This is a genomic window from Bacillus sp. ISL-77 (assembly GCF_018613105.1).
This window is the reverse complement of record NZ_JAGGQY010000047.1, coordinates 40,197-65,424: the sequence shown is the minus strand read 5'-3', so window position 1 is coordinate 65,424 and position 25,228 is coordinate 40,197. Positions and strand designations below refer to the sequence as shown.

The following is a 25,228-nucleotide window of genomic DNA, read 5'->3' as shown; positions in this document are numbered from 1 at the left end:
TCACTCATAGTATTATTAATCCATTAATATTTATATTAATTATTTAAGTTCGTAAGCGTTTTATTGATGGTAAGAAAATCTAACTATAGGAGGGATTTCTAGTTTTAGCAGATTGGATGTATTTTCATATGGATTTGAAAAAAGAGAGGAGAACAACCTAATGAGGAAATGTTTGATACGAAGTTTTTCACTTGTTTTGCTAATGCTTATCTTAATTATCCCAACTACTGCACTTGGTACAGAAAATCCTATTAGTCCGCCAAGCGAAAATAATAATAAGCCACACCTTGACCATCAAGGTGAAACGCCTGATTTTCAAAATGTATCTGTTCACGACCCTTCTATTGTAAAAGATGGTGACACTTTTTACGTATTCGGCTCTCATATTGAAGCTGCTAAATCAACTGATTTAATCAATTGGCAAACATTTACCAATGGCTATACAACGCCTGGGAATAAGATATACGATGATTTATCTAAAAATATAGCTGGTTCTTTTAAATGGGCCGGTGAAAATGATTCGGACAGCAAGGGCGGTTTTGCCGTTTGGGCTCCGGACGTTTTCTATAATAAAGACTATGTTAATGAGGATGGAACAAAGGGTGCCTATATGATTTATTATAGTGCATCATCTACTTATATCCGTTCTGCTATTGGCTATGCTGTATCGCAAAATGTTGAAGGTCCATATAAGTATGTGGATACTATCGTTTATTCTGGTTTTACTAGAGATGAAGCTTACGATGCAAATAGCACTGTAAATAAGAAATGGGATAATACTAATATTAAAAATCTTATTGATGAAGGTAAATTAGAAGGTCCAAGGTCTGGCTGGTTTAATGGTAATGGTTCTTTTAATAATAGTAACTTTCCCAATGCAATCGATTCTACTGTGTTTTATGATAAGGATGGCAAGCTGTGGATGACCTATGGTTCTTGGTCCGGAGGAATTTATGTACTTGAGATTGATAAGGCCACTGGTAAAGCGATCTATCCTGGTAAAGACGGGAAAACATCTGACGGAAGACTAATTGACCGTTATTTTGGAACCAAAATAGCCGGCGGTTATTATAAATCTGGCGAAGGCCCTTACGTTATCTATGATAAAAATACTGGCTACTATTATTTATATGTAACATATGGCTGGTTAGGCGCTGACGGCGGTTATAACATGAGACAGTTCCGCTCAACTAGCCCTGATGGTCCTTATGTAGATGCTGCAGGACAAAATGCTGTTCTTCCAGGCGATGTTCAAAATACTCCATACGGAAATAAGATCATGGGTAACTTCTTGTTCGAAAGAAAAGTAGGAGATCCTGGAACAGGAATTGGAGTAGGTTATCTTTCCCCAGGACATAATTCAGTTTACTTGGATTCTAAGTCTGGGCAGCAATTTTTAGTTTTCCATAGCCGCTTCCCACAAAAAGGTGAGTATCATGAAGTGCGCGTTCACCAAATGTTTATGAACAAAGATGGCTGGCCTGTGGTTGCTCCTTACCGCTATGCAGGTGAAACACTTGATAAGGTGAACAGACAAGACCTAATTGGTGAATATAAATTTATTAACCAAGGCAAAGAATATTCTGCAGCTATTCATAAATCAGTCTTCATTCGTTTAAATAAAGATAATACGATTACTGGCGATGTGACTGGTACATGGGAAAAGGACAGCCAAAATCAAGTAATACTAGTAATAGATGGCATTACTTATAATGGGGTATTTGTCCGTCAATGGGATCCAACTTCAGAACGCTATGTGATGACATTTACTGCCTTATCAAATGAAGGTGTATCTATTTGGGGAAGTAAATTGACAAATAAAACCGATGAAGAAGTCGTAGCAGCTGTTGTCAATGATTTGAAACTTGGTGATACAACAAAAGTCATTTCCAATTTGGCACTTCCTACTGAGGGAACTCGACATACAACGATTTCATGGTCATCATCAGACGAATCAGTTGTTTCTAACACTGGAAAAATCAATCGCCCAGAAGCTGGTTCAGAAGCTTTGACTGCAACCCTCACTGCAACAATTACGAAAGGTATTGTCACAGCAACCAAAACCTTTGAAATTACTGTGTTACCATGGACAAACGCTGTGTTAACAGCATATTATGGATTTGATAATAATTTAAGTGACATTAATGGAAAATTTGCTGATGGTAATTTAACCGGAAATAGAATCGATAATACAGGCGGCAGCATTACTTATGCTGCCGGAAAAAATGGCCAAGCCGCCGTATTTAACGGAGCATCTGGCGTTCGCTTACCAGACGGGCTCATAAAAAGCAACCAGTATTCTGTATCGCTTTGGTTAAAACCTGAACAATTAACCACATACACTACAACTTTCTTTGGAGCAAAAGATCCTAATAACTGGGTGAGCCTTCTTCCGCAAGGACCGGCAGCCAATAACACCATGGTCTGGTCAGGCAGCGCAAGATGGTATGATGCCCCTATCGGTTCAACCATCAAAACTGGTGAATGGACACATTTGGCTTTCTCAGTTGATAATGGCACGATTAAAGTTTATGTAAATGGTGTTGAAAAGTATACAGGATCAGACTTCTCCAATATCTTTACGACTTCGGATGGCAAATTTAGCCTAGCTGTCAACTGGTGGGATACTCCATATAAGGGTTTAATGGATGACTTACGGATTTATGAAGGTGCATTAACACCGTCACAACTTGCGGAATTAGCAAAGACAAACTAATAAAATTTAAAAAATCGTATGGTTGATCCATACGATTTTTTCTTTTAAGCTTTGTTAATTATTGTTTTTGAGAGTTACGTGACCGATTACTCTGCATCAGCCACTTTCCAGTCACGTAGACCACTGATTTCCAGCAGTTTACCTACAAAACCTTCTATTCAGCTCTAGTTAATTCTTTGTCACTGTAATAGAGCCGAAAAAGAATATCCTGATTATAATTCCCAAATCCTGCACCAAATAGTGTTACTCCACCTACATTTTCACTGTCTTCATGGACGGCAATCCGAAACGTCCATTGCTTGTCATGGATGTTTACATCGTCAAGACTCACATCTGATATCCTTATTCCATCCATATATGTTCCCTCAGAAGTAATTCTCAGGCGTTTTAGCAAGCCGTATTGATTGATCTCTGATGGCCACCAGTTAGGCGTATATTTCCCGCGGCTGTCACCAAAATCTCCCGGACTTGTCCACTTACCCAATAAAGTATTATTTAGGGAAAAATAAATATCAGATGGCCAATTGTTATTAGTAAAAGGAGCCTCTGATGATATTTCTAGTGATATTTCTAGTTCGTTAGGTTCCTGATTTCCGAGCAGAAAATTAGGTATTTTATACTCAATAAATCCTTTACTATACCACAACACTTTTGCATTCATGCGGTCAGAGTGAAGAAAGTAACGAGGATCATCAAACTCTCCTATAATTTTTTCTGCGGTTGCCAAACCGCATGTAGGTTCGACATAAAAATCGGTATAATGACCCACTGACACTTCTGTTGCATGGAATTTCTTTATTTCACGCTCTTTCGAAGGGAAAACAATTTCTAACCTCTCAACATTCAAAAAACACCTTTTTTGTAGTCCACCTTTGCCGCGAATTAATTCCGAATGGATGATTTCAGCTTTTTCTAATTTATTGACATGCATGGTCATGATTGCGCTGCTAAGTTCTAGACTTTCAGCCAATTCCTTTACATTTCGCGGGTGCTCAGCCAGGAGATGAATAATTTTTATCCTTACCTTGCTGGCAAGTGCCTCAAAAACAGGCAATGAATGTTCCGAAATATCTAAATTCATTTCTACTTCTCCACCTTAAAAACCATTAATAAATATATTAACAATAATACAATACTACTATAAAGAGGCCTATACAAGACTATATGACAAACTTTCTTTCTTTTTCTAGTACAAAAAAAAGCATACAGGCATCTGTATACTCTTCTCATTTTATGAATTATTAATTATTTATGATAAATAAATCTTTCACCCGGAACCATCATATGGAACTTTTGAGTTGGATAATTCTCTTCTTCGGCAGCTTACCCCACTTCTAAAGATTTATGCTGTGATTGATGCAGCTTCCAATAGTAACTCTTTCGATCCATTAATTCTTGATGAGAGCCTTCCTCAATAATTCTGCCCTTATCGATCACAAGGATGCGTGTTGCATTTTGAATCGTGGAAAGGCGATGCGCAATTATAAAGGAAGTTCTGCCCGCCAATAAAGTCTCAAGTCCTTTTTGCAAGGCAAGCTCGGTTTCCGTATCGATTGATGATGTAGCCTCATCCAGGATTAAAATTTTCGGATCAGCTAACAGTGCACGGGCAAAGGAGATGAGTTGTCTTTGACCAGTGGAAAGCCTTGTGCCTCTTTCGTTTACCTCTGTTTGATATCTATCTGACAATCCGCTAATAAATGGATGTGCTTGAACCGCTTTCGCCGCTTCGATTACTTCTTCATCTGTAGCATCAAGCCGTCCATACCGAATATTATCCATAATTGTGCCGGAAAAAATAAACGGATCTTGAAGCATGACACCCATTTGCTTCCTGAGAGATGGAATAGTGACCGTGTTAATATCGATATCGTCAATTTCAATTCGTCCTCTGCTTACATCATAAAAACGGCTTAGCAAACTGACGATCGTTGTCTTACCCGAACCAGTTGCCCCGACTAGAGCTATCGTTTCACCCGGATTGACAGAGAAATTAATGTTCTTTAGGATTTGTTCCCCATCTTCATATCCAAAAATAACATCTTTAAATTCTACTTTTCCTTTGATTAAAGGAAGTTCTACAGCATTCGGACGATCTTTGACCGTTGGTTGTTCATCAATCATTTCAAAAATTCGTTCCAAATAGGCTGTTGCATTAATAATCGCATTATAGAAATTCCCGATATTTGCAATTGGTGCCCAAAACATTCCGATATAGCCGACAAATGCCACCAAAGCCCCAACTGATACGCCATTACCAATCAGCGATATACCAACAACATATATTAATGAGGTTGTCAGTATTGAAATGTTTTCAATCGAAGGCCATAACAGAAACTGAATTCGTACTGCCTTCATCCATGAGCTGCGATAACCTTCAGATACATTATTAAAAATGCGTTTATTTTCTTCTTCTCTCGTAAAAGCTTGAGTCACTTTAATTCCATTGATACTTTCATGAATATAAGCATTCATATTGGATTGTTTGTTACTTAACGTTTGCCATGCCTTTCGCTGGGCATTTTTTATAAGGAGGATTACTGCTGCAAGGATTGGAAAACCCAGCATGGCCATAAGCGTTAACTTTACATCAATGGCTAACATAAAACCGATAATCACGAAAAGACTGAAAAGGTCAGTAATCAAATTAATTAGTCCATTAGATAATAGATCACTTAATGAGTTTACGTAGTTTACGACTCTTACTAAAATCTTCCCATGCGGCCGGCTGTCATAAAATGAGAAGGATAGCTTTTGCAAATGGGTAAACAAATCTTTCCTAATATGAAGGATGACACTTTGCCCAATCTGAGACATCATTCTAATCTTAAATTTCATGCAAATTCCGGTTATAAAGAGGGCGATTAAGTAAATTCCGGCCAGACCCCATAAACCAGCAACATCGTTATTTGGAATCTTCTCGTCAATGGCTTTTTTAATCAAATAAGGACCGATTAAATTGGCGGAGCTAGCAATCAGCATGATAAAAACGATTAAAAGGATCTTTTTTCTGTAAGGTTTTAAATAAGCAAACATCCGCTTAAGATGAATAAAACTAAACGGGGACTCCAATTCTTCATCTACATCAAATTTATTGCGCGCCATTGAGATATATCACATCCTCACCATCGTGCTTACCATCAAAATTCCCATTTTGGTTCCTAAACACTTTATAGTAATACCCTTTTTTCGCAAGCAGTTCTTTATGCTTTCCTCTTTCAATTATCGTGCCATTTTCCATTACCAGAATTATATCTGCCTCTTTTACAGATGAAATCCGATGAGCAATAATAAAACAGGTTTTCTCCTTTAAAATGGACTTTAATGTTCGTTGGATACGTAGCTCTGTCTCCATATCCACAGCTGATGTTGTATCATCCAGGATCAGGATGGATGGATTTTTTAGAATCGCCCGGGCTAACGCAATCCTTTGTCTTTGACCTCCGGAAAGACCTACCCCCCGTTCCCCAATAATGGTGTCGTATCCTTCTGGGAGCTTGGAAATAAAATCATCGGCCTCTGCCATTTTGGCAGCAGATTGTACTGCGTCTAAGGTAGCTTCTGGGTTCCCGTAGGCAATATTTCCTTCAATTGTATCTGAAAAAAGAAAGACATCCTGCATTACCATTGCCAAGCTATCCCTTAATTTAGCGATATCCCATTCTTTTACATTAAGACCATCGACTCTTACTTCCCCGCTTGTTGCATCATAAAACCTGCTTAAAAGATTGACTAATGTGGATTTTCCTGCACCGGTTGGTCCGATAATACCAACCGTTTGTCCTGGCATCACTTTAAAGCTGATATCCTTTAAAACCGGTTCGTCACCATAGCTAAACGAAACCTGATTAAAATCCACTACCCCATTGATGTGCTTTACATTAAATCTTTTTCCTTCATTTTTGATCTCTGGCTTTGTATTTAACAAATCTTCCACTTTTTCAGCTGAAGCAATAAACCTCTGAACATCATTGATTAACCATCCAGCCATACGCATTGGATTATTTAATGCCCAAATCAAGGAATTAAAAGTCACTAATTCACCTAAAGTAAGGGAATGATTAATGACCATAGTGCCTCCCACTAAAATCATGACAACCGTTAATACTCCCGCTAGTGAATCGAGGACGGGCAGATACTTCTCCCAAACTCTTGCGGAGGCAAGGTTCTTCTCCTTAAAGGCCTCATTTTCTACTGAAAACTTTTCAATCTCGTAATCTTCCTTCGCAAAGGCCTTAACGACTCGATTCCCGCTAATGTTTTCCTGCACTACTGAATTCAGCCTGGCAAACTGGCCCCTGATCGCCGAAAAAGTAGGTTTAACGGTAAAGGATAACCGCGTAGCAAAAAAGCCGATAATTGGCGTGACTGCCAGCATGGCCAATGCTAATAGCGGGTTAATATAAAACATAAACCCAATCGCAAATAGTAATATGGTAAGGTTTTCAAAAATCATATAAATAACCCAAGCCGTAAAATGCCTTACAGCTTCCATATCACCGGTCATTCGGGCCATAATATCTCCCGTTTTGGTCCGGTCATAAAAACTGAAATCCAACTGGTTAAGCCGGTCATACATCTGCCCTCTTATCGTAAATATGACACCTTGAGAAATAACTTCAAAAATCAATTGATAATTATAGCGGATAATGGTTTTAACTAGAGTTACTATGATCATTGACCCCAAAAGATACCATAATAGACCGTTCTGATGTCCATAAATGACCTTATCAATGATTTTACCCGCGATATATGGATTGATCATATTTAATACGGAAACAACAAGAGCCAAAAAAAGACCAAAAAATAATCTAACACGAGAATTCCTTATATACCCCCATGCCCAACGCATGCTTTGCATGATCGACTTCCTCCTCCCCGAAGAGCTTTTAAACATAAATACATCATATTATTGGATTTTCCATTATATGTATGGACATAAGTATATTAGGTCCATAGCAAGAGTTTGTTTATTTTTCACCCATGTTTCTTTCACCTCAATTATAAAAATAAAAACATTCATTAACCTATTATAGTGTTATAATCAAAGAATAAAATGTATAATCATAACAAAAAATTGCACAATCCTAACATTTGAGGAGAAAGAAAATGCTCCAATTACTAGCCCCGCCTTTGCCGACTCTTCTAGCGGCAGGTGAACATACCTTCGATATTGGTGAATCACATATAAACCGGAACAACATTGGTGTTTTTGATTTATTAGTGGTTACAAAAGGACAATTACACATGGGTGAAGACTATCATAAATTTCAGGTTTGTGAAGGAAAGACCCTTATCCTCTCCCCAGATCGGCATCATTTTTCAATCTCACCGTGTGATCAAGTTACCCATTTTTTTTGGTTTCATTTCATTACATCGAAAGGATGGAAGGATCTTACCATCTCTAAACCTTTTCATAACAATGAGAAAAAAGCTTTAGAATGCAGAAACGTCTTTTCTGAAAACCCTTTCGGAATAACACTACCTAAATTTTGTCAATTATCCAATCCCGAAGCTGTTGAAAGGCTGTGCTCAAAAATTATTACATCCGAAAATGAATCGATTTACTCCGGGGAATGGCAGCGACAAATACTCTTTCAACAATTGCTTCAGGAACTTTCAAATCATTTGCACTTAGCTAACTCTATGCCTGCCTTGGCTGTTGCAGAAAAAGCTGCCGTTTATTTGAGAAAGAATTATGCAAAAAAGATTACATATGAGGATCTTGGTCATGCGCTTCGATTCCATCCAAACCATATTGCAAGATGCATGATTCAGGCATTGGGCTGCACACCGATTGAATATGTTAATAAAATTCGAATGGATCAAGCAAAGATCTTACTAGTTTCAACCGATTGGAATATTGATAGAATTTCAGAAAGCTGTGGGTTTACTCAATCCGCCTATTTTAGTAGAACCTTTAAAAAACTAGAGGGTTTATCACCTAATCAATTTCGAAAACAATATATAGGAAAAATCCCGATAAATAACTCATGATAGTAGAAAAAAAGCAATCGTCCGATTTAGCTTCATATTTATAATACTTTAATAAAAAAAGCACCATTATGATCAAGAAAATGATCATAATGGGCTTTCCAAACTACCTTAAAGGAGCAAAATCCTTTATTTCTCCAAGAATTTGTTCAATTTCCAGTAAAACGTCATTACTTAATTCAATATCAACCGCTTTAACATTTTCCTCAATTTGCTGTGGCCGGCTGGCTCCGATAATAGCCGAACTAATACTCGGAAGACGAAGAATCCAAGCAAGTGATAACTGACTTAACGTAACTCCCAATTCACTAGCCAGCTCATTCAACTTTTGCACAGATTCAAGTACATCATTCCTAAAATAGCTATTGATAACCCAGTTGGTCGCATCATTAGCTGCCCGGCTATCTTCTGGTTTTTCAGTATTTGATTTATATTTCCCCGTTAATATCCCCTGAGCTAATGGTGAAAAGACGATTTGCCCCAGTCCTTTTTCGGTACAAACCGGCAGTATCTCGTTTTCTATATATCTCTCAAGCATATTATAGATGGGCTGATTAGATATTATTGGTCTTAAATAATTGGCCTTTCCAATCCCCACCGCGTTTTCAATTTGTGAGGCACTCCATTCACTTACACCGGCATATAATATTTTCCCTTGCCTGATTAAATCATCTAAAGCATATAAGGTTTCCTCAACGGGCACCTCCGGATCAAAACGGTGACATTGATAAAGATCAATATAATCCAACCCTAAACGTTTTAGGCTGGCATCACATTGTTCCAAGATATGCTTTCTGGAAAGTCCGCGTTCGTTTGGCCCAGCTCCCATTGGGAAAAATAGTTTGGTTGCTACGACGTAACTGCTTCTCGGATAAGCTTTTAATGCCTCGCCCAGCACCTCTTCTGCTTTTCCCCCTTCATACGCGTTAGCAGTATCAAAAAAGTTGATGCCTAGTTCATAGGCTTTATGAATACAATCATATGCGGTTTGGTTGTTAACAGCCTTTCCGTAGGTTAACCAGCTGCCTAAACCAATTTCACTAATCTTTAAACCACTATTTCCAAGTTTTCGATATTTCATTTATCCTTCCTCCTTCTTTAGTTGTTTCATATATTAGGAACTTACAGCTGCAGCTTTTTTATTTACGACTAATACCTTTTTCTCCCATGCCCTGCTCTTCCATCTAAAATACATGACAATCCCTCTAAACCACTCATCTACGATAAAGGCAATCCATACTCCCGCTAAGCCCAGACCAAAATGAATTCCTAAGATATAAGATATTGGAACAGCAAGCCCCCACATGGAGAGAACTCCCATTTTTACGGAAAAAGCGGCATCCCCAGCTGCCCTCAGTGAATTTACTACGATTAAATTGAAGGTCCTGCCTGGTTCAAGAATTAAACATAATAATAATAAAGTACTGCCTGTATGAATAATTTCTTTATTATTTGTAAACAGACTCATTAAGTCTTCTCTGAAAAAAGAAACTAAAATGGAAACTAAAATGGAAATAACAAAACTGGATTTAAGGCTCTTAAATAATTGACGATACGCTCCTTCATAGTCTCCCGCTCCAACACGGTATCCTATTAGGATTTGTGTCCCCTGTCCCATCGCTAATCCAAACAGCATAATAAAGGACATAATATTCCAAGTATAAACACGAGTAGATAAGGCAGCTGCTCCAAGTATAGCTGTAATGGCTGTCATGGCCATTTGGCTGGTATTGTAACTGATTTGTTCCCCGGCAGCTGGGATACCAACTTTTAGGATTTTTTTAATAAGCGGTAAATCGAAATGAAAATAATCTTCTCGTTTAATTCTTATTGGGAGCCGCTTATACATAAGAATAAAGGCAATAATGAGAGCTGACGCCCTGCTAAAAGCAGTTGAAAGGGCTACCCCTTTTACTCCCATTTCAGGGAATCCGAATAAGCCGTAAATAACCAAACTGTTTCCCGCTAAATGGATCACATTCATCATAATCGATACAAACATGGCTTCTCTAGTAAATCCATTTGCCCTAAGAATAGAAGAAACAGTAATTAAGATGGCCTGTAAAAATAAGGTTCCGCCGACAATCGATAGATACTCATAACCTATCGCGGCAATATCATCTTTAAGGTGGAATAACTCTAATAGCTGGCCTTTAAAAATGACCATTAAACAGCTTACAACTAAGCCAATTACCAAATTGATCGATACTGAGACAGCAGCCGCTTGTTTAGCACCTTCCCTCAAGCCGGCCCCTAAATATTGTGAAATAAGTACAGCCGTCCCAGTTGCAGTAAAACTAAATATTAGAATACCAAAAAAGACAAGTTGATTTGCCACTCCGACAGCGGCCACAATATCATCAGAAATATGCGACAGCATGATGGTGTCGGTGCTCCCCATGATCATTTGAAGCAGCAATTCAATAAAAATTGGCCAGGTAATGGCAAGTAAAGTTATTTTTCTATTATTTTGATCAATTGAATTTCCCATTTTTTATCTTCACCTCCTACAGAAAAAGATTCATATCAAAAAGATGATATGAATCTTTTTCTCTCTTTTTTGTAAATGCACTGAATGTCCGTTTTATTTAATTACTTAGGAAGCCCAAGGTTTGGAGTTCCATCCGGATTCCAGGTAAACTCTTTCGCACATGTGTGCCGATTCGGATCATAGAGCGGGTCTCCAACAATCTCTGTATAGTTTCTCACGTGGTAGACAAGGATATCCTTGCTTCCGTCTTCAGAAACTGTAAAGCTGTTATGACCAGGACCGTACTGGCCTGCTTCATAGTTAGTTTTGAATACAGGTTCTGTAGATTTACTCCAGGAGTTTGGATTCATTACATCACTGTTTTCATCCGCAGTTAGTAGTCCCATGCAATAATTTTCGTCGGTAGCACTTCCCGAATAAGAAATGAATATTTTACCGTTTCTCTTTAAAACCGCTGGTCCTTCATTTACCCAGAAGCCAATCGTTTCCCAATCATATTCTGGTTTTGCAATCATCACTTGCGGTCCTATGATGGTCCAAGGGTTTTCTAATGGTGCAATGTATAGATTGGAATTACCTCTGATGTTAGGATCCTTTTGAGCCCAAACAAGATATTGCTGACCATTATGCTCAAAAGAAGTAGAATCTAGGGCAAATGATTCCCAATCGGCATTGATTTGCCCCTTTTCTTCCCATTTTCCTTCTAGCGGGTTAGCAGATTTATTTTCAATTACGAACATGCGGTGTTGGAAAAGTCCATCAATAATTTCCTTTGATGGCGCAGCCGCGTAATATATATACCAGCTGCCATTAATGTAATGAATCTCCGGTGCCCAAATCAGTGCGCTCATTGGTCCTGTTTCATGCTTTCTCCAAGCAACCGCGGTTTCTGCATCCGCTATGCCTTGGATTGTTTTTGAACGTCTAACCTCGATACGGTCATATTCAGGAACAGATGCAGTAAAGTAATAGTATCCGTCCGTATGTTTATATACCCATGGATCCGCTCTTTGCTCGATAATCAGATCCTTTGATGTTTTGGCTTCTTCGATTGTTACTTTTACCATGATAATCTCCCCTATAACAAGATGTCAGCTATTCTAAATTATTTTGCATCTGCTACCGGAACGCCAAAATTCGGTGTACCATCTTCGTTCCAAGTAAAAATCTGAGCCCGAGTATGGCGGTTTGGATCCCATAACGGGTCACCCTCAATATTCTGATAATTACGCGCATGATAGATAAGAATATCTTGGCTTCCATCTTCAGAGACCGTGAAGCTGTTATGTCCTGGTCCATATTGGCTTGTTTCTTCATTTGTTTGAAACACAGGTGTTTCTGATTTTTTCCAAGATGTTGGGTCTAATAAATTATTATTTTCATCTGCAGACAGGAGACCCATGCAATAATTGTAATCTGTGGCACTCGCAGAATAGGCGATGAATATTTTTCCGTTTCTCTTTAAGACCGCTGCACCTTCGTTCACTAAAAAGCCGATGGTCTCCCAATCATACTCAGGTTTTGTAATCATTACTTGAGGACCTTCAATCGTCCACGGAGTCACCATTTTAGCGATGTAAAGATTTGAGTTTCCAACAATTTCAGGGTCTCTTTGTGCCCAAACATAATATCTTTGCCCCTTATGCTCAAAGGTAGTAGCATCAAGTGAAAAGGACTCCCAATCTGTTTTCACTTGCCCCTTTTCTACCCAAGATCCTTCAAGCGGGTTCTCGGAATCATTTTCAATCACATACATACGATGGTCAAAAATCTCGTCTGCTCTAGCAGCCGCATAATAGATATACCATTTTCCGTCGATGTAATGAATCTCAGGTGCCCAAATATTGGCGCTCATCGGGCCCTCTTCATGCTTTCTCCAAGCAACTATAGGTTCGGCTTCGCCTAATCCCTGAATTGTTGCCGCCCTTCTGACTTCAAGCCGGTCATATTCTGGGACCGATGCTGTGAAATAGTAGTAACCATCTGTATGTTTATATACCCATGGATCGGCACGCTGCTCGACAATGGGATTATTTAATGTTTCAGCCTTTGGCATAATTGATCACCTTTTCCGTTTAATTTCTAACTTTAACTTGATGACTAACTTTGACTACTTCATTTAGAAACTTTAGAGCGGTGAAACGGTCTCTTAGCTGATGAGCTTCGGTTAAACTACGCACCACAAGATCTTCGTCAATTCCCAATTGTCCCGGCATTGTTTCGCCTCCAACTTGTTCTATAAGCTCACGTAGTTGAGAAGCTTTTGGAATAGCCCCGTATACAGCTCTAATTTCTTGAATGTTTTCTTTAATATTTTTCACGATACTATCATCATCAGTTGTTTTAATATTATCCTCTAATTTTGTAAATTCCGAAATTAGTTGGATAAAGTCCCTTTCATATACATCCGCTAGGAGAGAAACCGCCACCCCTACCTTTGCCCCATGAAGGACTTGAGGGCGGTTTTGTCGTAAAAATTCCATCTCCCAATAGTGTGAAAGGTGATGTTCCCCTCCAGAAGCAGGATGGGATTGGCCAAATAATAACATGGCTAAACCGGATTTAATGAGGGCCTCAATGAGGATACGAATGCCTTCTTCATCTACAGCGGCAATTTTATCTGCTTTTTCAACGCATATATCAAGTGCTTCTCTTGTAATTTTTGCAACTAGCGGGCAATATGGCTCACCGACAGTGAGATTTCCAAAATTCCAATCTGCCAGGGATGTATATTTGGCTAACATATCCCCCAATCCTGCTGCAATCATTTTCTTTGGTGCATTTCGTAATACGTGTAAATCAGCAAATACCGCAATTGGCGCCATCATTTGAAAAGTTTGCTTTATTCCTCTAACAATTAATGGTGCTCCCATTGATGTAAAGCCATCGACAGAAGGAGCAGTAGGGACAGAAATGAACGGAATTTTTATCTTAGTACTTGTAAAGCGAGCGATATCATGGATGGTACCAGAACCTACAGCTATAATGACATCAGTATCTTGAGAAGTATCTAACAATGCTTGCACTAAAGACTTTTCGTCCGCCACTACATCATTATTCTCGTCAGGCTTTAATAAACAGGTAGAATAACCAACCTTAGTTGCTGATAAATATTTGGTTAGGTCTGCTCCAGCAACACGAAAAGTATGTTCGTCTGCAATGATGACTGCCTTTTTAAAAGCTTTTCTTTCTAAGTAGACTGCTGCTTCCCTTAATACATTGTTGCCAACTAAAATTGTCTCAATCGGTATCCCATTATGATGATTGCCGCAGTCACAACTGTTTGCTAGACTGATAATTTCTGTTATTACTCTTTCCATTATTGTTCCTCCTGCTCCTTCAAAAATTTACCCTCATTCTTGCTTTACTTAATTGGCTGTTAGCCCGAATTTATACTTTGTTACAGATGTGTACACTTGGTCTTTTTCTAAGACCCAAGAAGGAAAATTAGGATGGTGGATGGCATCTGGCAGCCCCTGGGTTTCTAAACAAATGCCAAGGTATTTACGGGAAGGAACACCATAAATCTCACCTTCTGACTTTATTTGGTTTCCAGAGTAAACGACTACTCCAGGCTCATCTGTTTCAATTGTCAATGTACGGCCACTCTCGGAATCTTTAAGAATAATTTCCTGGTCATGGTTTGATGTTAGTAAAAAGGGATGATCATACCCATTGCCGGCTAATTGATTTTGAGGATAATTGGAGTCAACCCCGGATTGAATGAATCTATCACTAGTAAAATTAAATGGTGTGCCTTCAACGTCCAGTAGTTTTCCGGTTGGAAGTAATTCATCATTTAATTCTAGGAACTTATCACTCTTAATAGATAGAGAATGGTTGAGAATGTCCCGTTTAATATTTCCACTTAGGTTAAAATAGGAATGATTGGTCATATTTAATAGTGTACTTTCATCCGATAATCCAGAATATTGGATGGTTAGTTCATTATTATTATTGACTGTATAGGTTACCTTTACGTTTAAATTTCCAGGGTAACCTTCCTCTCCATCCGGACTTAGGTATGAAAATTGAACACTTACTTCTTCGTCATTCTCGGTAACGGAGGCATCCCAAATAACTTTATCAAACCCTTTATTCCCCCCATGGAGGTGGTTGTTGTTTTCGTTTTTTGCCAGGGTATATGTTTTTCCATCAAGATCAAATGATCCACCCTTTATCCGGCCAGCCACACGTCCTACAACCGTTCCAAAAAAATAACTTCCATTTTGATATTCTTGTAACGTGTCATAGCCTAAAACAATATTTTCATAGTTTCCTTCTTTATCAGGAGTGATGATTTTAGTAATAATACAACCATAATTGATGCATGTTAGTTCCATACCGTGGTCGTTTACAAGTGTAAATGAATTAACGGTTTGATTGTTTATTTGACCAACCTTCTCTTGGATAGCTTTCATATCAATCCTGCCTTTCATTCTTCTATTTTCGCTCGTATTGATAACATTTAAATACAAAAATAGTTCCATCTCCTTTCAATCAGGGGATCAAAAGGAGATGGAATAAGCATGAGTTACTTGCGTTTAGCTAAACGGATTACATTCCAAGATAATTTAGGCAGTACAGCTGTTACTCCGCCATTATCAGCCTTAGCATTTCCGTTAGAATGAGGTGCAACAGGTGTACCTTTAGCGGAATTGGTTTGCTTGATATCATCATTTTCAAGTACGATATGCTCTACTACTTGGTAACCTTCGAAGTTACGGATGTCGACAGCTAACTCTAAACCTTCTTGAAGGTGACGGTTTACAGCAAAGATGGTTAATGTTTCATGTTCTTCGTTGTAAACAGCAGTTGACTCTAAATATGGAACATCAGTGAAATCTTTACTATCATACTTAGGGCTTGAAATGATTGGATTTAATGATACACCACGGCCAAAAACAGAAGTATGCATATAAGGATAGAAAATCGTTTGCTTCCAAGCCGGCCCGTTGTCTTCGGTCATAATTGGCGCAATAACATTAACCAATTGTGCAAGACAGGCAATTTTCACCCGATCTGCATGCTTTAACATAGTAATAAGCATACATCCTACTAATAAAGCATCTTCAAAGTTATAGAGATCTTCTAATTGTGGTGGTGCAATACTCCAAGGTTCAATTAGTTTATCCTGCTCTCTGCTGTGATACCAAACATTCCATTCATCAAATGAAAGATTTATATTCTTTTTGCCTCGTTTTTTAGCTTTAATATAGTCGGCAATGGAAATGACAGATTTAATAAAGTCATCCATTTCTAAAGAAAGAGCTAAATAGTTAGAAATTTCATTATCATGGTTGCCGTAATATTGGTGAAGCGAAATAAATTCGACATGATCATAGGTATGGTCAAGGACAGTTGCTTCCCAATCTGCAAATGTCGGCATATTTCGGTGCGAACTTCCACATGCAACAAGCTCGATTGTAGGATCAACCCACTTCATTACTTTTGCCGCTTCTTGGGCAAGGCGGCCATATTCAGCAGCCGTCTTGTGACCGATTTGCCATGGACCATCCATTTCGTTACCTAAACACCAGGTCTTAATGTTATAAGGATCGTTTACTCCATGGGATTTTCGTAGATCGCTATAGTAAGAGCCGCCGGGATGGTTACAATACTCAACTAAATTTCGAGCAGCATCAATCCCGCGTGTTCCGAGGTTAACGGCCATGTTTACATCCGCGTTTACCAGCTGGGCCCATTTCATAAACTCATTTGTTCCCATTTCGTTAGTTTCGGTTGTACGCCAAGCCAATTCTAATAGACGTGGGCGATTTTCAAGAGGACCTACTCCATCTTCCCAGTTATAGCCTGAAACAAAATTTCCGCCTGGGTAGCGAACAAGGGGAACCTGAAGTTCTTTTACCATTTCAATTACATCTTGACGGAATCCATTTACGTCGGCTTGAGGATGTCCTGGCTCATAAATCCCGCCATATACTGCACGACCCAAATGTTCAATAAAAGAGCCATATATACGATTATCAATCTCGGATACTTTAAAATCTTTCTCTAAGATCATCTTTGCCTTTTTGGCAGCCATTGTAATTCTTCCTCTCATATCCTGCTACATACAATCATGCAAGTAAATAGATATATTATCAAAATAATTTAATAGTAGAGATTACCGACTAACTAACCTTTTCCCATTTCGGTTTACCAGCAAATGGACAGCTTTTGTTTTTAAACTTGGCTCGATAGCGGACAATACATCCACTATGAGCGCAAGTCGTACCGTATTGAAAGGAAGGACAGTTTTCACAAATTTTTAATCTTGCTTCGTAGACTTCATCCGATACAATAACAGAGCCATCTTCCTCAGCCTCTTTTACGAGTTCATCGATGACATCTTCTGTTACAATTACACTTTCGATGCAGCCTTTGCATAGACTTTTTTCACTCACTGTAATTTCCCGCCTTCTTAGTTATTCAATAACTAATGTAACAACAGACATTGCTGGAAGTTTGATCGCCAATTTGTTGTTTTCCACAGTTACATCCGTAAATTCAACTGGCTTAACCACTTCTGGCTGTTCAAATGTATTGTGAGCATTCATATTGTCGGCTGTAATAATCGTACCTGAAACGTTTGTCACTGCTGCCTGAACGCCGCGAAGATCTAGATCCAAAACAGCTTCATTTTGGTGATCAATATTACAAAAGCTGATATGAACCTTACCTTCAGTATTTTTTGATGCAGATACAGTTACTTGTGGTAATGTTTCTCCATTGTACTCATATGAGCCAAATGAAGAATCAACAGCCAAAAGTTCTGCGTCCTGGTGGACCTTGTACATATCAAATACATGATAGGTAGGAGTAAGAATCATTTTTTCGCCTTCTGTTAAAATCATGGCCTGAAGTACATTGACAGTTTGGGCAATGTTCGTCATCTGAACACGGTCACTATGATTATGGAAGATGTTAAAGTGCAATCCTGCCACTAACGCATCACGGATTGTATTTTGTTGATATAAGAATCCTGGATTTGTTCCTGGCTCTACATCAAACCATGTTCCCCATTCATCTATTATCATGCCGATACGTTTTTGAGGATCATATTTATCCATGATAGTGCTGTGTTTTGTGATTAACTCATCCATATGAAGTGCTTTTTTCATGGTAATAAACCATTCATCTTCCGGAAAATTAATAGCAGATCCTTTACCCAGCCAGAAATCTCCTGGAATGGTGTAATAGTGAAGGCTTAGCCCATCCATTAACCAGTGGGCATTTTTCATTAACACTTCTGTCCAATTATAATCATCGACATTGGCTCCGCCGGCAATTTTATAAATTTTATTATCACCATAGTTTCTTACATATGTTTGATAACGACGATATAGGTCGGCATAATATTCAGGTCGCATGTTACCACCGCAGCCCCAGTTTTCGTTACCTACGCCGAAATATTTTAATTCCCATGGCTCATCATGACCATTCTCACGGCGCCAGTTAGCCATTGGTGATTCGCCTTCAAATGTCATGTATTCAACCCATTCGGACATCTCTTGAACAGTACCACTCCCCACATTTCCGCAAATATAAGGCTCACACTCTAGCAATTCACAAAGAAGCATAAATTCGTGGGTTCCAAAGTGGTTGTTTTCTACAACGCCGCCCCAGTGTGTATTAACCATGCGCTTGCGGTTTTCCTTAGGACCAATGCCATCCTTCCAGTGGTATTCATCGGCGAAACATCCGCCCGGCCAGCGGAGGACTGGAACCATAATGTTCTTTAATGCTGCTAACACATCATTACGAATACCCTTTGTATTTGGGATGGAAGAATCTTCACCAACCCAAATGCCTTCATAAATGCATCTTCCAAGGTGTTCTGCAAAATGGCCATAGATATTTTTATTGATTTTTCCTTTTTGAATATCCGTGTTGATAATTACATTATTCGCCAACATTAACGCCTCCATTTTTTAGATTGATAGAATTTAAAAGGAGTCCACAACTCTTGTATTATTGGTTTATTAAAAGAAATTTATAGACGGTCTTTGATTTTGTTTATGATGCTATCAGGGGTAAATCCATATTCTTTAGCAATCCTAGAAATGTATGTGTCAACTTAATAGCAGGGCTATTATTTTACTAATAGCCCTGCTTATTATAGTTAAAAAGATTACTTAATTAGTGCCACTTATTAACGAAAAATAACGTCATTCCAACGGATTTCGTTATTGAATGCATGAGTGTTTGTGTCTTTATTAATAACTAGGTACTCGATTCCAGCTAGTTCAGCAAAATCTCTAAGCTGCTCAGTTGTTACATTATAAGAGAAGCCAGTATGGTGCGCCCCGCCCGCTTGGATCCAGTTTTCAACCGCTTGGCTTAATGATGGCTGAGTCTCCCATAATACCCGTGCAACAGGAAGTTTTGGCATATCTTTTTCCGGCTGTACAGCATCCACTTCATTAACAAGCAGACGGAAACGGTGTCCAAGGTCAACAATGGTTGCATTTAGGGCAGAGCCGCCTCTTCCATCAAACACGATTCGAGCAGGATCTTCCTTACCGCCAATTCCAAGTGGATGAACCTCGATTTTTGGACGTGTTGCTGAAATGGTTGGGCAAACCTCAAGCATATGGGCACCAAGGACCATTTCTTTACCTGGCTCAAAATGATACGTGTAATCTTCCATGAAGGAAGTTCCTTCATTACCCGCAATAATTTTCATCAGCCTAACAAGAGCAGCTGTTTTCCAGTCACCTTCACCAGCAAAACCATAGCCCTGTTCCATTAAACGCTGTACAGCTAAACCAGGTAGCTGACGCATACCATGTAAATCTTCAAAAGTAGTTGTGAATGCAGTATAACCGCCTTCAGTTAAGAATGCTTTCATACCAAGTTCAACTCTAGCTTGATAACGGATGGAATCCCGAACTGGACCATCAGTAAGTCCTTCTTGAGTAATATCGTATTGCTCTTCGTATTCAGCCATTAACTGGTCAATTTCTTGTTCAGTTACATCGTTCATGCGTTGAACGAGGTCACCTACTCCGTAACCGTTTACTGTCCAGCCAAACTTGATTTGCGCTTCTACCTTATCACCATCTGTTACCGCTACTTGGCGCATATTATCACCAAATCTTGCAACCTTAAGGTTTTTGCTTTCCTCAAATGCTACTGCTGTTCTCATCCAGCTACCAACACGTTCTCTTACTTCTGGATTTTCCCAATGACCAACTACAACCTTACGTTTTACATTCATTCGTGCTGCGATGAATCCATGTTCACGGTCACCATGTGCAGCCTGATTCAAGTTCATGAAATCCATATCGATTGAATCCCAAGGAATATCACGATTAAATTGTGTAGCTAAATGCAGATAAGGCTTTTGTAGTGCAGAAAGACCTGCAATCCACATTTTTGATGGTGAGAATGTGTGCATCCAAGTAATGATACCCGCACAATTTTCATCAGCATTTGCTTCTAGAATCAATTTGCGAATTGAATCAGAATCTTTTACTACTGATTTAAAAATCAACTTATAAGTTACTGCAGAATCATCAGCCAACCCGTTTACGATGGTTTTTGAGTTTTCCTCAACTTGACGTAGTACATCTTCTCCGTATAATAATTGACTTCCTGTTACAAACCAGAATTCATAAGCTTTTGTTGTTAACAAGATAATTCCTCCTAAGTAAATGCAAGATATTTTTATAGCAATAATTAATTAGTAATCTATAACCAGTTATCCGTACAAGTTATGTCTGATTAAAGCGGTTGCTTTCCTCTAAGTCTACTTTTGTCCGTAATAGGCATTTGCACCATGCTTGCGAAGATAATGTTTATCAAGCAAGAATTGGTCAATAGGTTTAATTTGTGGGTTTAGGATATAAGTGTTTAACGCCATTTTGGCCACTTCTTCTAAAACTACAGCATTGTGAACGGCTTGGTTTGCGTTTGTCCCCCAGCTAAATGGAGCATGACCTGATAATAAAATTCCAGGCATTGCAACAGGGTCAAGTCCTTCTTTTTCAAATGTTTCTATAATGACATTTCCTGTTTCAAGCTCGTATCCCCGTTCAATTTCCTCTTTAGTCAGGGTGCGTGTACATGGAACTTCTCCGTAAAAATAATCCGCATGTGTTGTTCCAAGTGCTGGAATTGGACGTCCTGCTTGAGCCCAGCTTGTAGCCCCTGGAGAATGTGTATGAACAATTCCGCCGATTAGCGGGAGTGCCCGATATAAAGCAAGATGTGTTGGTGTATCTGAAGAAGGTCTTAATGACCCTTCAACAATATTTCCATCTAAATCTAAGACAACAAGATCATCAATTTGTAACTCATCATACGGAACACCACTTGGTTTGATAACCACAAGACCTGTTTCACGGTCAATCCCGCTCACATTTCCCCAAGTAAAAGTAACCAAACCATGTTCTGGAAGTTGTAAATTAGCTTCCAATACTTCTCTTTTCAATCTTTCTAACATACTGTTTCTTCCTCCTTCTTCTCTAAGGAGCTTTCCTTTTTAATCTTTTTCAACGTTTTCATGACATTGTTTTCGCCACGGCCAAAGTAGTCGTAAAGGCGTGCATATTCATTGAAAAGTTGATCGTAAGCCCCTGCATAATCTTTAATTGGCTGATAGATATAATCTTTTACTCTTCCCATATCTTTGGCTGCATCTATAATATGATCGTAACCGCCGCGCTCTTTTCCAGCTGCAACTGCTCCGAACATCGCAGAACCAAGGGCTGGAGTCTGTGAAGAAGCTGAGATTTTAATATCCATATTTAATACATCCGCATAAATTTGCATCATCATCGCATTTTTCTCAGCAATTCCGCCTGCAGCGTATACCTCATTTACTGGTACACCATTGTTACGGAAGGTCTCAACGATCATCCGGGTACCATAAGCAGTTGCTTCAATTAATGCACGATAGATTTCTTCTGGCTTTGTTAAAAGAGTAGCACCAAGAAGAACACCAGTTAGATCCGCATCTACAAGGGTTGAGCGATTGCCGTTCCACCAATCTAACGCAAGAAGACCGCTTTCACCAACTTGTAATTGGCTTGCCTTATCTGTTAATAGTTGATGAATGTTAACCCCTTTTTCTTTTGCTTCTTCATGATAGCTCGCTGGAACACAATTCTCAGTTAACCATTCGAAGTGGTCACCCACACAAGATTGACCTGCCTCATAACCCATAAACCCAGGGATTACACCATCCTCAACTACACCACACATACCTGGAACAATTTTCTCTTCTTCTCCCAACAAAATGTGACAAGTAGAGGTTCCCATGATCATTAATAATTTACCGGGTTCCGTGATCCCAACGGCAGGAACAGCTACGTGTGCGTCAACATTAGCAACTGCAACGGCTGTACCAGGATTTAAACCGGTTAGCTTTGCAGCCTTTTCAGTGATTTCCCCTGCTTTTGATCCAATTGGAACAATCTTTGTGGAGAGTTTATCTTCCACCACATTTTCCAATCGTGGGTCAAGTGCTTTGAAAAATTCATTGGATGGATAACCATCTTGCTTATGCCAAATCGCTTTATAGCCAGCCGTACAACTATTTCTATTAATCGCTCCAGTTAACTCAGAGATAACCCAATCAGTCGCCTCTAAGATTTGGTTTGCAGCATCGTATATTTCAGGTGCTTCATTTAAGATTTGCCATACTTTTGGGAAAAGCCATTCAGAAGAAATCTTGCCGCCATAACGCTGTAAGAACTGTTCTCCGCGGGCTTCAGCGATTTCATTTAAGCGATTTGCTTCATCTTGTGCCGCGTGATGTTTCCAAAGTTTCACATAACTATGAGGGTGGTTGCTAAACTCCTCTTTGAAGCATAATGGTGTACCATTAGCATCAATTGGCAGGACCGTACAAGCAGTAAAATCAATTCCTAATCCAATAACATCATCTTTAGAAACTTGTGCTTGCTTTAATACTTCTGGAATAGTAATCGCTAAAACTTCAAGATAGTCTGCCGGATGCTGTAATGCCCAGTCATGCTCTAACTTTGTTGTTCCATTCGGTAAGAATTCATCCATTACACCATGGGTATAGGGTTTTACAGCAGTCGCTACTTCTTTGCCTGTTCCTACTTCAACAAGTACAGCTCTTCCTGATTGTGTACCATAGTCGACACCAATCGAATACTTAGCCATCAAAATCACCTGTCCTTTATAAGAATACGTTTACAAAAACTAATTTAAAGGGCTTTCATTTTACGATTTAATTCAATGAAAATATTATTCTTTTTTAAGTATTTATCATACGTACAAGATTGCGACGAATTGATGATAATATTATCATTAATACTTACAAGTTATTCGAATAACTCTAACTTGTACGTATAACCTTAATTAGATTTTACCATCTATCTTATTTTTTTCAATGGTATTTTAAAAATTAATTCAAGTTTTCTGGTCCACTAGTAATACGGACACGATTAAGATCAAATACTTGTACCTTCATGTTATTATCTCGTTCCAATTAGTCATAAACTAAATTACTTTTAAGACATTCCTATTAAACTATTTTTCAATCCGTTTTTTTCCCCAAATTACGGTACCCTCTTGATTCATCCCAGTGAACACCAAACTTCCATTCCAATTCTCCCAATCCCAGCCTGGAATAACCTTTACCGTATATTTCCAAAAATCTTTCGGGGCCACTCCGGGGTCATAGATTGACAGTTCTAAGGTGTTCTTTCCTGTTAACTTCCAACTACTTTTATCATTATGTCCCTTTATTTTTCCATTTGGTAATAGGTGAAGCTCCTCGGAATTTTGCATACCTTCATCAAAACGGTTGAAAATAATTTGCTCCCAGTTTCCAATGATATTGGACTCTGTGATTTTTTGCTCTGTTTCTCCTGCATACCGTTCAGGAGAAACAACAGGCCAGCCATCCTCTGTCCAGAACATTTTTCTTACATGTAAATGGGACCAATACTTATCCTCACCAGCCCTGGCATTGTGAATGAGGTAAAAATCATCGCCATCTTGCAGCAAGCCATTGTGTCCCGTTCCGATCCAGCCAGGATCTTTCCCAAAGGAATAAGCACCAACAAGTTTATTACCAGTATCAAAGGAATCATCACCAATGTCGATCATGTTGTTTTCGTTATAATCTAAAAAGGGTCCTGTTATGCTTTTAGATCGAGCGACTCTTACATTGTACGAATCTTCTAACCAATCATAAGAAACAGTTAAATAATAATAACCAGTATTTTGGTTATAGATGATTTCAGGCCCTTCAATACCAAAATTCATGTCCTTTCTTTGGGCGATCAGCGTACCTTCATCATCAGGATTTGCTAATTTTCCCGTATTCTTATCGACCTTTGTAATGAAAATTCCGCCGAAATAAGAACCATATACCATCCATGGCTGTCCCTGTTCATCAAATGTAAGATCTGGATCGATCGCATTGACGGTATTGGCATCACCTTCTTTTGATTTAAAAACAGCACCCTCGTCCTTCCATAGTCCTTCAATTGTGTCACTTGTCGCAAGTCCAATGTAAGAGTTCCTTTTCCCCACTTCAGAGACAGAATAATATAAATAATATTTATTGTTCATCTCAACCACGGTGGGTGCCCAGAAGGTAGTCCCATGTGTCCACTCCCACGCCTCTTTAGAAACTTGGTCAAAAACACGGCCAACAAATTCCCAATGGATTAAATCCTTGGATTTTCTAATTTGGATTCCGGGAATAGGAGGTGCCCCCACCATATAATCCGTTGAAAACACATAATACCAGTCATCGGTCTTTAAAATGGCCCCATCATGAGTAAAATTAGTTGTCCACTCCTTTTCTTTATACATGACATCACTATTAACATTTTTAATCGGTGATGTTGCAGGCGGAGTTGGCAAATCAATCCCTATTAAATCACCATTCCGTTGTTGTAAGTGTTGATAACTTAAGCTAGCTAGGATCATAACCACCAATAGAAGTGAACCTATCAGTATAAATTTTGTCTTCTTTTTCATTATTTTTTCTCCTAGATTGATTGAACCAAATAAGTAATCTTAAAATTCATTTA

Annotated in this window: 18 protein-coding genes; 2 read left to right on the top strand and 16 right to left on the bottom strand. The window is 38.8% G+C overall.

Annotated elements, in window-relative coordinates; translation table 11 throughout:
- The first annotated feature begins 160 nt into the window (after positions 1–160).
- Positions 161–2,716: a LamG-like jellyroll fold domain-containing protein gene (locus tag J7E77_RS19435; RefSeq protein WP_214716553.1), complete on the top strand. Its 2,556-nt coding sequence runs from the start codon at positions 161–163 to the stop codon at positions 2,714–2,716.
- Positions 2,717–2,870: 154 nt separating this feature from the next.
- Here the strand turns inward: J7E77_RS19435 and J7E77_RS19430 are convergent, their stop codons facing one another.
- The 3 genes from J7E77_RS19430 to J7E77_RS19420 all read right to left on the bottom strand — a co-directional run bounded on the left by J7E77_RS19430 (position 2,871) and on the right by J7E77_RS19420 (position 7,577).
- Positions 2,871–3,797 carry an ArsR/SmtB family transcription factor gene (locus tag J7E77_RS19430; protein WP_214716552.1) on the bottom strand — a complete coding sequence of 309 codons (927 nt, stop codon included), beginning with the start codon at positions 3,795–3,797 and terminating at the stop codon, positions 2,871–2,873.
- A gap of 242 nt (positions 3,798–4,039) precedes the next feature.
- The gene (locus tag J7E77_RS19425; RefSeq protein WP_214716551.1) at positions 4,040–5,821 is read right to left on the bottom strand and encodes an ABC transporter ATP-binding protein; all 1,782 of its coding nucleotides are present in this window, start codon (positions 5,819–5,821) and stop codon (positions 4,040–4,042) included.
- Positions 5,808–7,577, bottom strand: a complete 1,770-nt coding sequence (locus J7E77_RS19420; RefSeq protein WP_214716550.1) for an ABC transporter ATP-binding protein — start codon at positions 7,575–7,577, stop codon at positions 5,808–5,810. Before J7E77_RS19420 ends, J7E77_RS19425 begins: the two co-directional genes overlap by 14 nt.
- A gap of 248 nt (positions 7,578–7,825) precedes the next feature.
- Here J7E77_RS19420 and J7E77_RS19415 point away from each other — a divergent pair, with 248 nt between their 5' ends.
- Positions 7,826–8,713, top strand: a complete 888-nt coding sequence (locus tag J7E77_RS19415; RefSeq protein WP_214716549.1) for a helix-turn-helix transcriptional regulator — start codon at positions 7,826–7,828, stop codon at positions 8,711–8,713.
- Positions 8,714–8,816: 103 nt separating this feature from the next.
- Here J7E77_RS19415 and J7E77_RS19410 read toward each other — a convergent pair whose 3' ends face one another.
- The 13 genes from J7E77_RS19410 to J7E77_RS19350 all read right to left on the bottom strand — a co-directional run bounded on the left by J7E77_RS19410 (position 8,817) and on the right by J7E77_RS19350 (position 25,175).
- Entirely contained in the window at positions 8,817–9,791 is a 975-nt protein-coding gene (locus tag J7E77_RS19410; protein ID WP_214716548.1) for an aldo/keto reductase family protein, read from the bottom strand.
- Between the two features lie 33 nt (positions 9,792–9,824).
- The gene (locus tag J7E77_RS19405; RefSeq protein ID WP_214716546.1) at positions 9,825–11,201 is read right to left on the bottom strand and encodes an MATE family efflux transporter; all 1,377 of its coding nucleotides are present in this window, start codon (positions 11,199–11,201) and stop codon (positions 9,825–9,827) included.
- Positions 11,202–11,302: 101 nt separating this feature from the next.
- A complete protein-coding gene (locus tag J7E77_RS19400) occupies positions 11,303–12,268 on the bottom strand; it encodes a glycoside hydrolase family 43 protein (protein ID WP_214716544.1) in 966 nt (321 codons plus the stop codon).
- 38 nt (positions 12,269–12,306) lie between these two features.
- Positions 12,307–13,257 carry a glycoside hydrolase family 43 protein gene (locus J7E77_RS19395; RefSeq protein WP_214716542.1) on the bottom strand — a complete coding sequence of 317 codons (951 nt, stop codon included), beginning with the start codon at positions 13,255–13,257 and terminating at the stop codon, positions 12,307–12,309.
- A gap of 19 nt (positions 13,258–13,276) precedes the next feature.
- A complete protein-coding gene (locus J7E77_RS19390; protein WP_214716540.1) occupies positions 13,277–14,521 on the bottom strand; it encodes a sn-glycerol-1-phosphate dehydrogenase in 1,245 nt (414 codons plus the stop codon).
- A 48-nt stretch (positions 14,522–14,569) separates the two neighbouring features.
- Positions 14,570–15,622: an aldose epimerase family protein gene (locus J7E77_RS19385; RefSeq protein WP_214716604.1), complete on the bottom strand. Its 1,053-nt coding sequence runs from the start codon at positions 15,620–15,622 to the stop codon at positions 14,570–14,572.
- Positions 15,623–15,735: 113 nt separating this feature from the next.
- Positions 15,736–17,247, bottom strand: coding sequence for an arabinosylfuranosidase ArfA (gene arfA / locus J7E77_RS19380; RefSeq protein WP_214716538.1), 1,512 nt, complete (start codon positions 17,245–17,247; stop codon positions 15,736–15,738).
- Positions 17,248–17,335: 88 nt separating this feature from the next.
- Positions 17,336–17,608, bottom strand: a complete 273-nt coding sequence (locus J7E77_RS19375; RefSeq protein ID WP_214716536.1) for a DUF6171 family protein — start codon at positions 17,606–17,608, stop codon at positions 17,336–17,338.
- Between the two features lie 21 nt (positions 17,609–17,629).
- Positions 17,630–19,120 carry an alpha-N-arabinofuranosidase gene (locus J7E77_RS19370; RefSeq protein ID WP_251026524.1) on the bottom strand — a complete coding sequence of 497 codons (1,491 nt, stop codon included), beginning with the start codon at positions 19,118–19,120 and terminating at the stop codon, positions 17,630–17,632.
- A 236-nt stretch (positions 19,121–19,356) separates the two neighbouring features.
- Entirely contained in the window at positions 19,357–20,841 is a 1,485-nt protein-coding gene (gene araA / locus J7E77_RS19365) for an L-arabinose isomerase (RefSeq protein WP_214716534.1), read from the bottom strand.
- A 114-nt stretch (positions 20,842–20,955) separates the two neighbouring features.
- Positions 20,956–21,651 (bottom strand): L-ribulose-5-phosphate 4-epimerase, encoded by a 696-nt coding sequence (gene araD, locus J7E77_RS19360; protein ID WP_214716532.1) that lies wholly within the window; start codon positions 21,649–21,651, stop codon positions 20,956–20,958.
- On the bottom strand, positions 21,645–23,342 hold the full coding sequence (gene araB, locus J7E77_RS19355) for a ribulokinase (protein WP_214716530.1): 1,698 nt from the start codon (positions 23,340–23,342) through the stop codon (positions 21,645–21,647). The genes araD and araB overlap by 7 nt, the downstream gene beginning before the upstream one ends.
- 369 nt (positions 23,343–23,711) lie before the next feature.
- A complete protein-coding gene (locus J7E77_RS19350) occupies positions 23,712–25,175 on the bottom strand; it encodes an arabinan endo-1,5-alpha-L-arabinosidase (RefSeq protein ID WP_214716528.1) in 1,464 nt (487 codons plus the stop codon).
- Positions 25,176–25,228 lie beyond the last annotated feature (53 nt).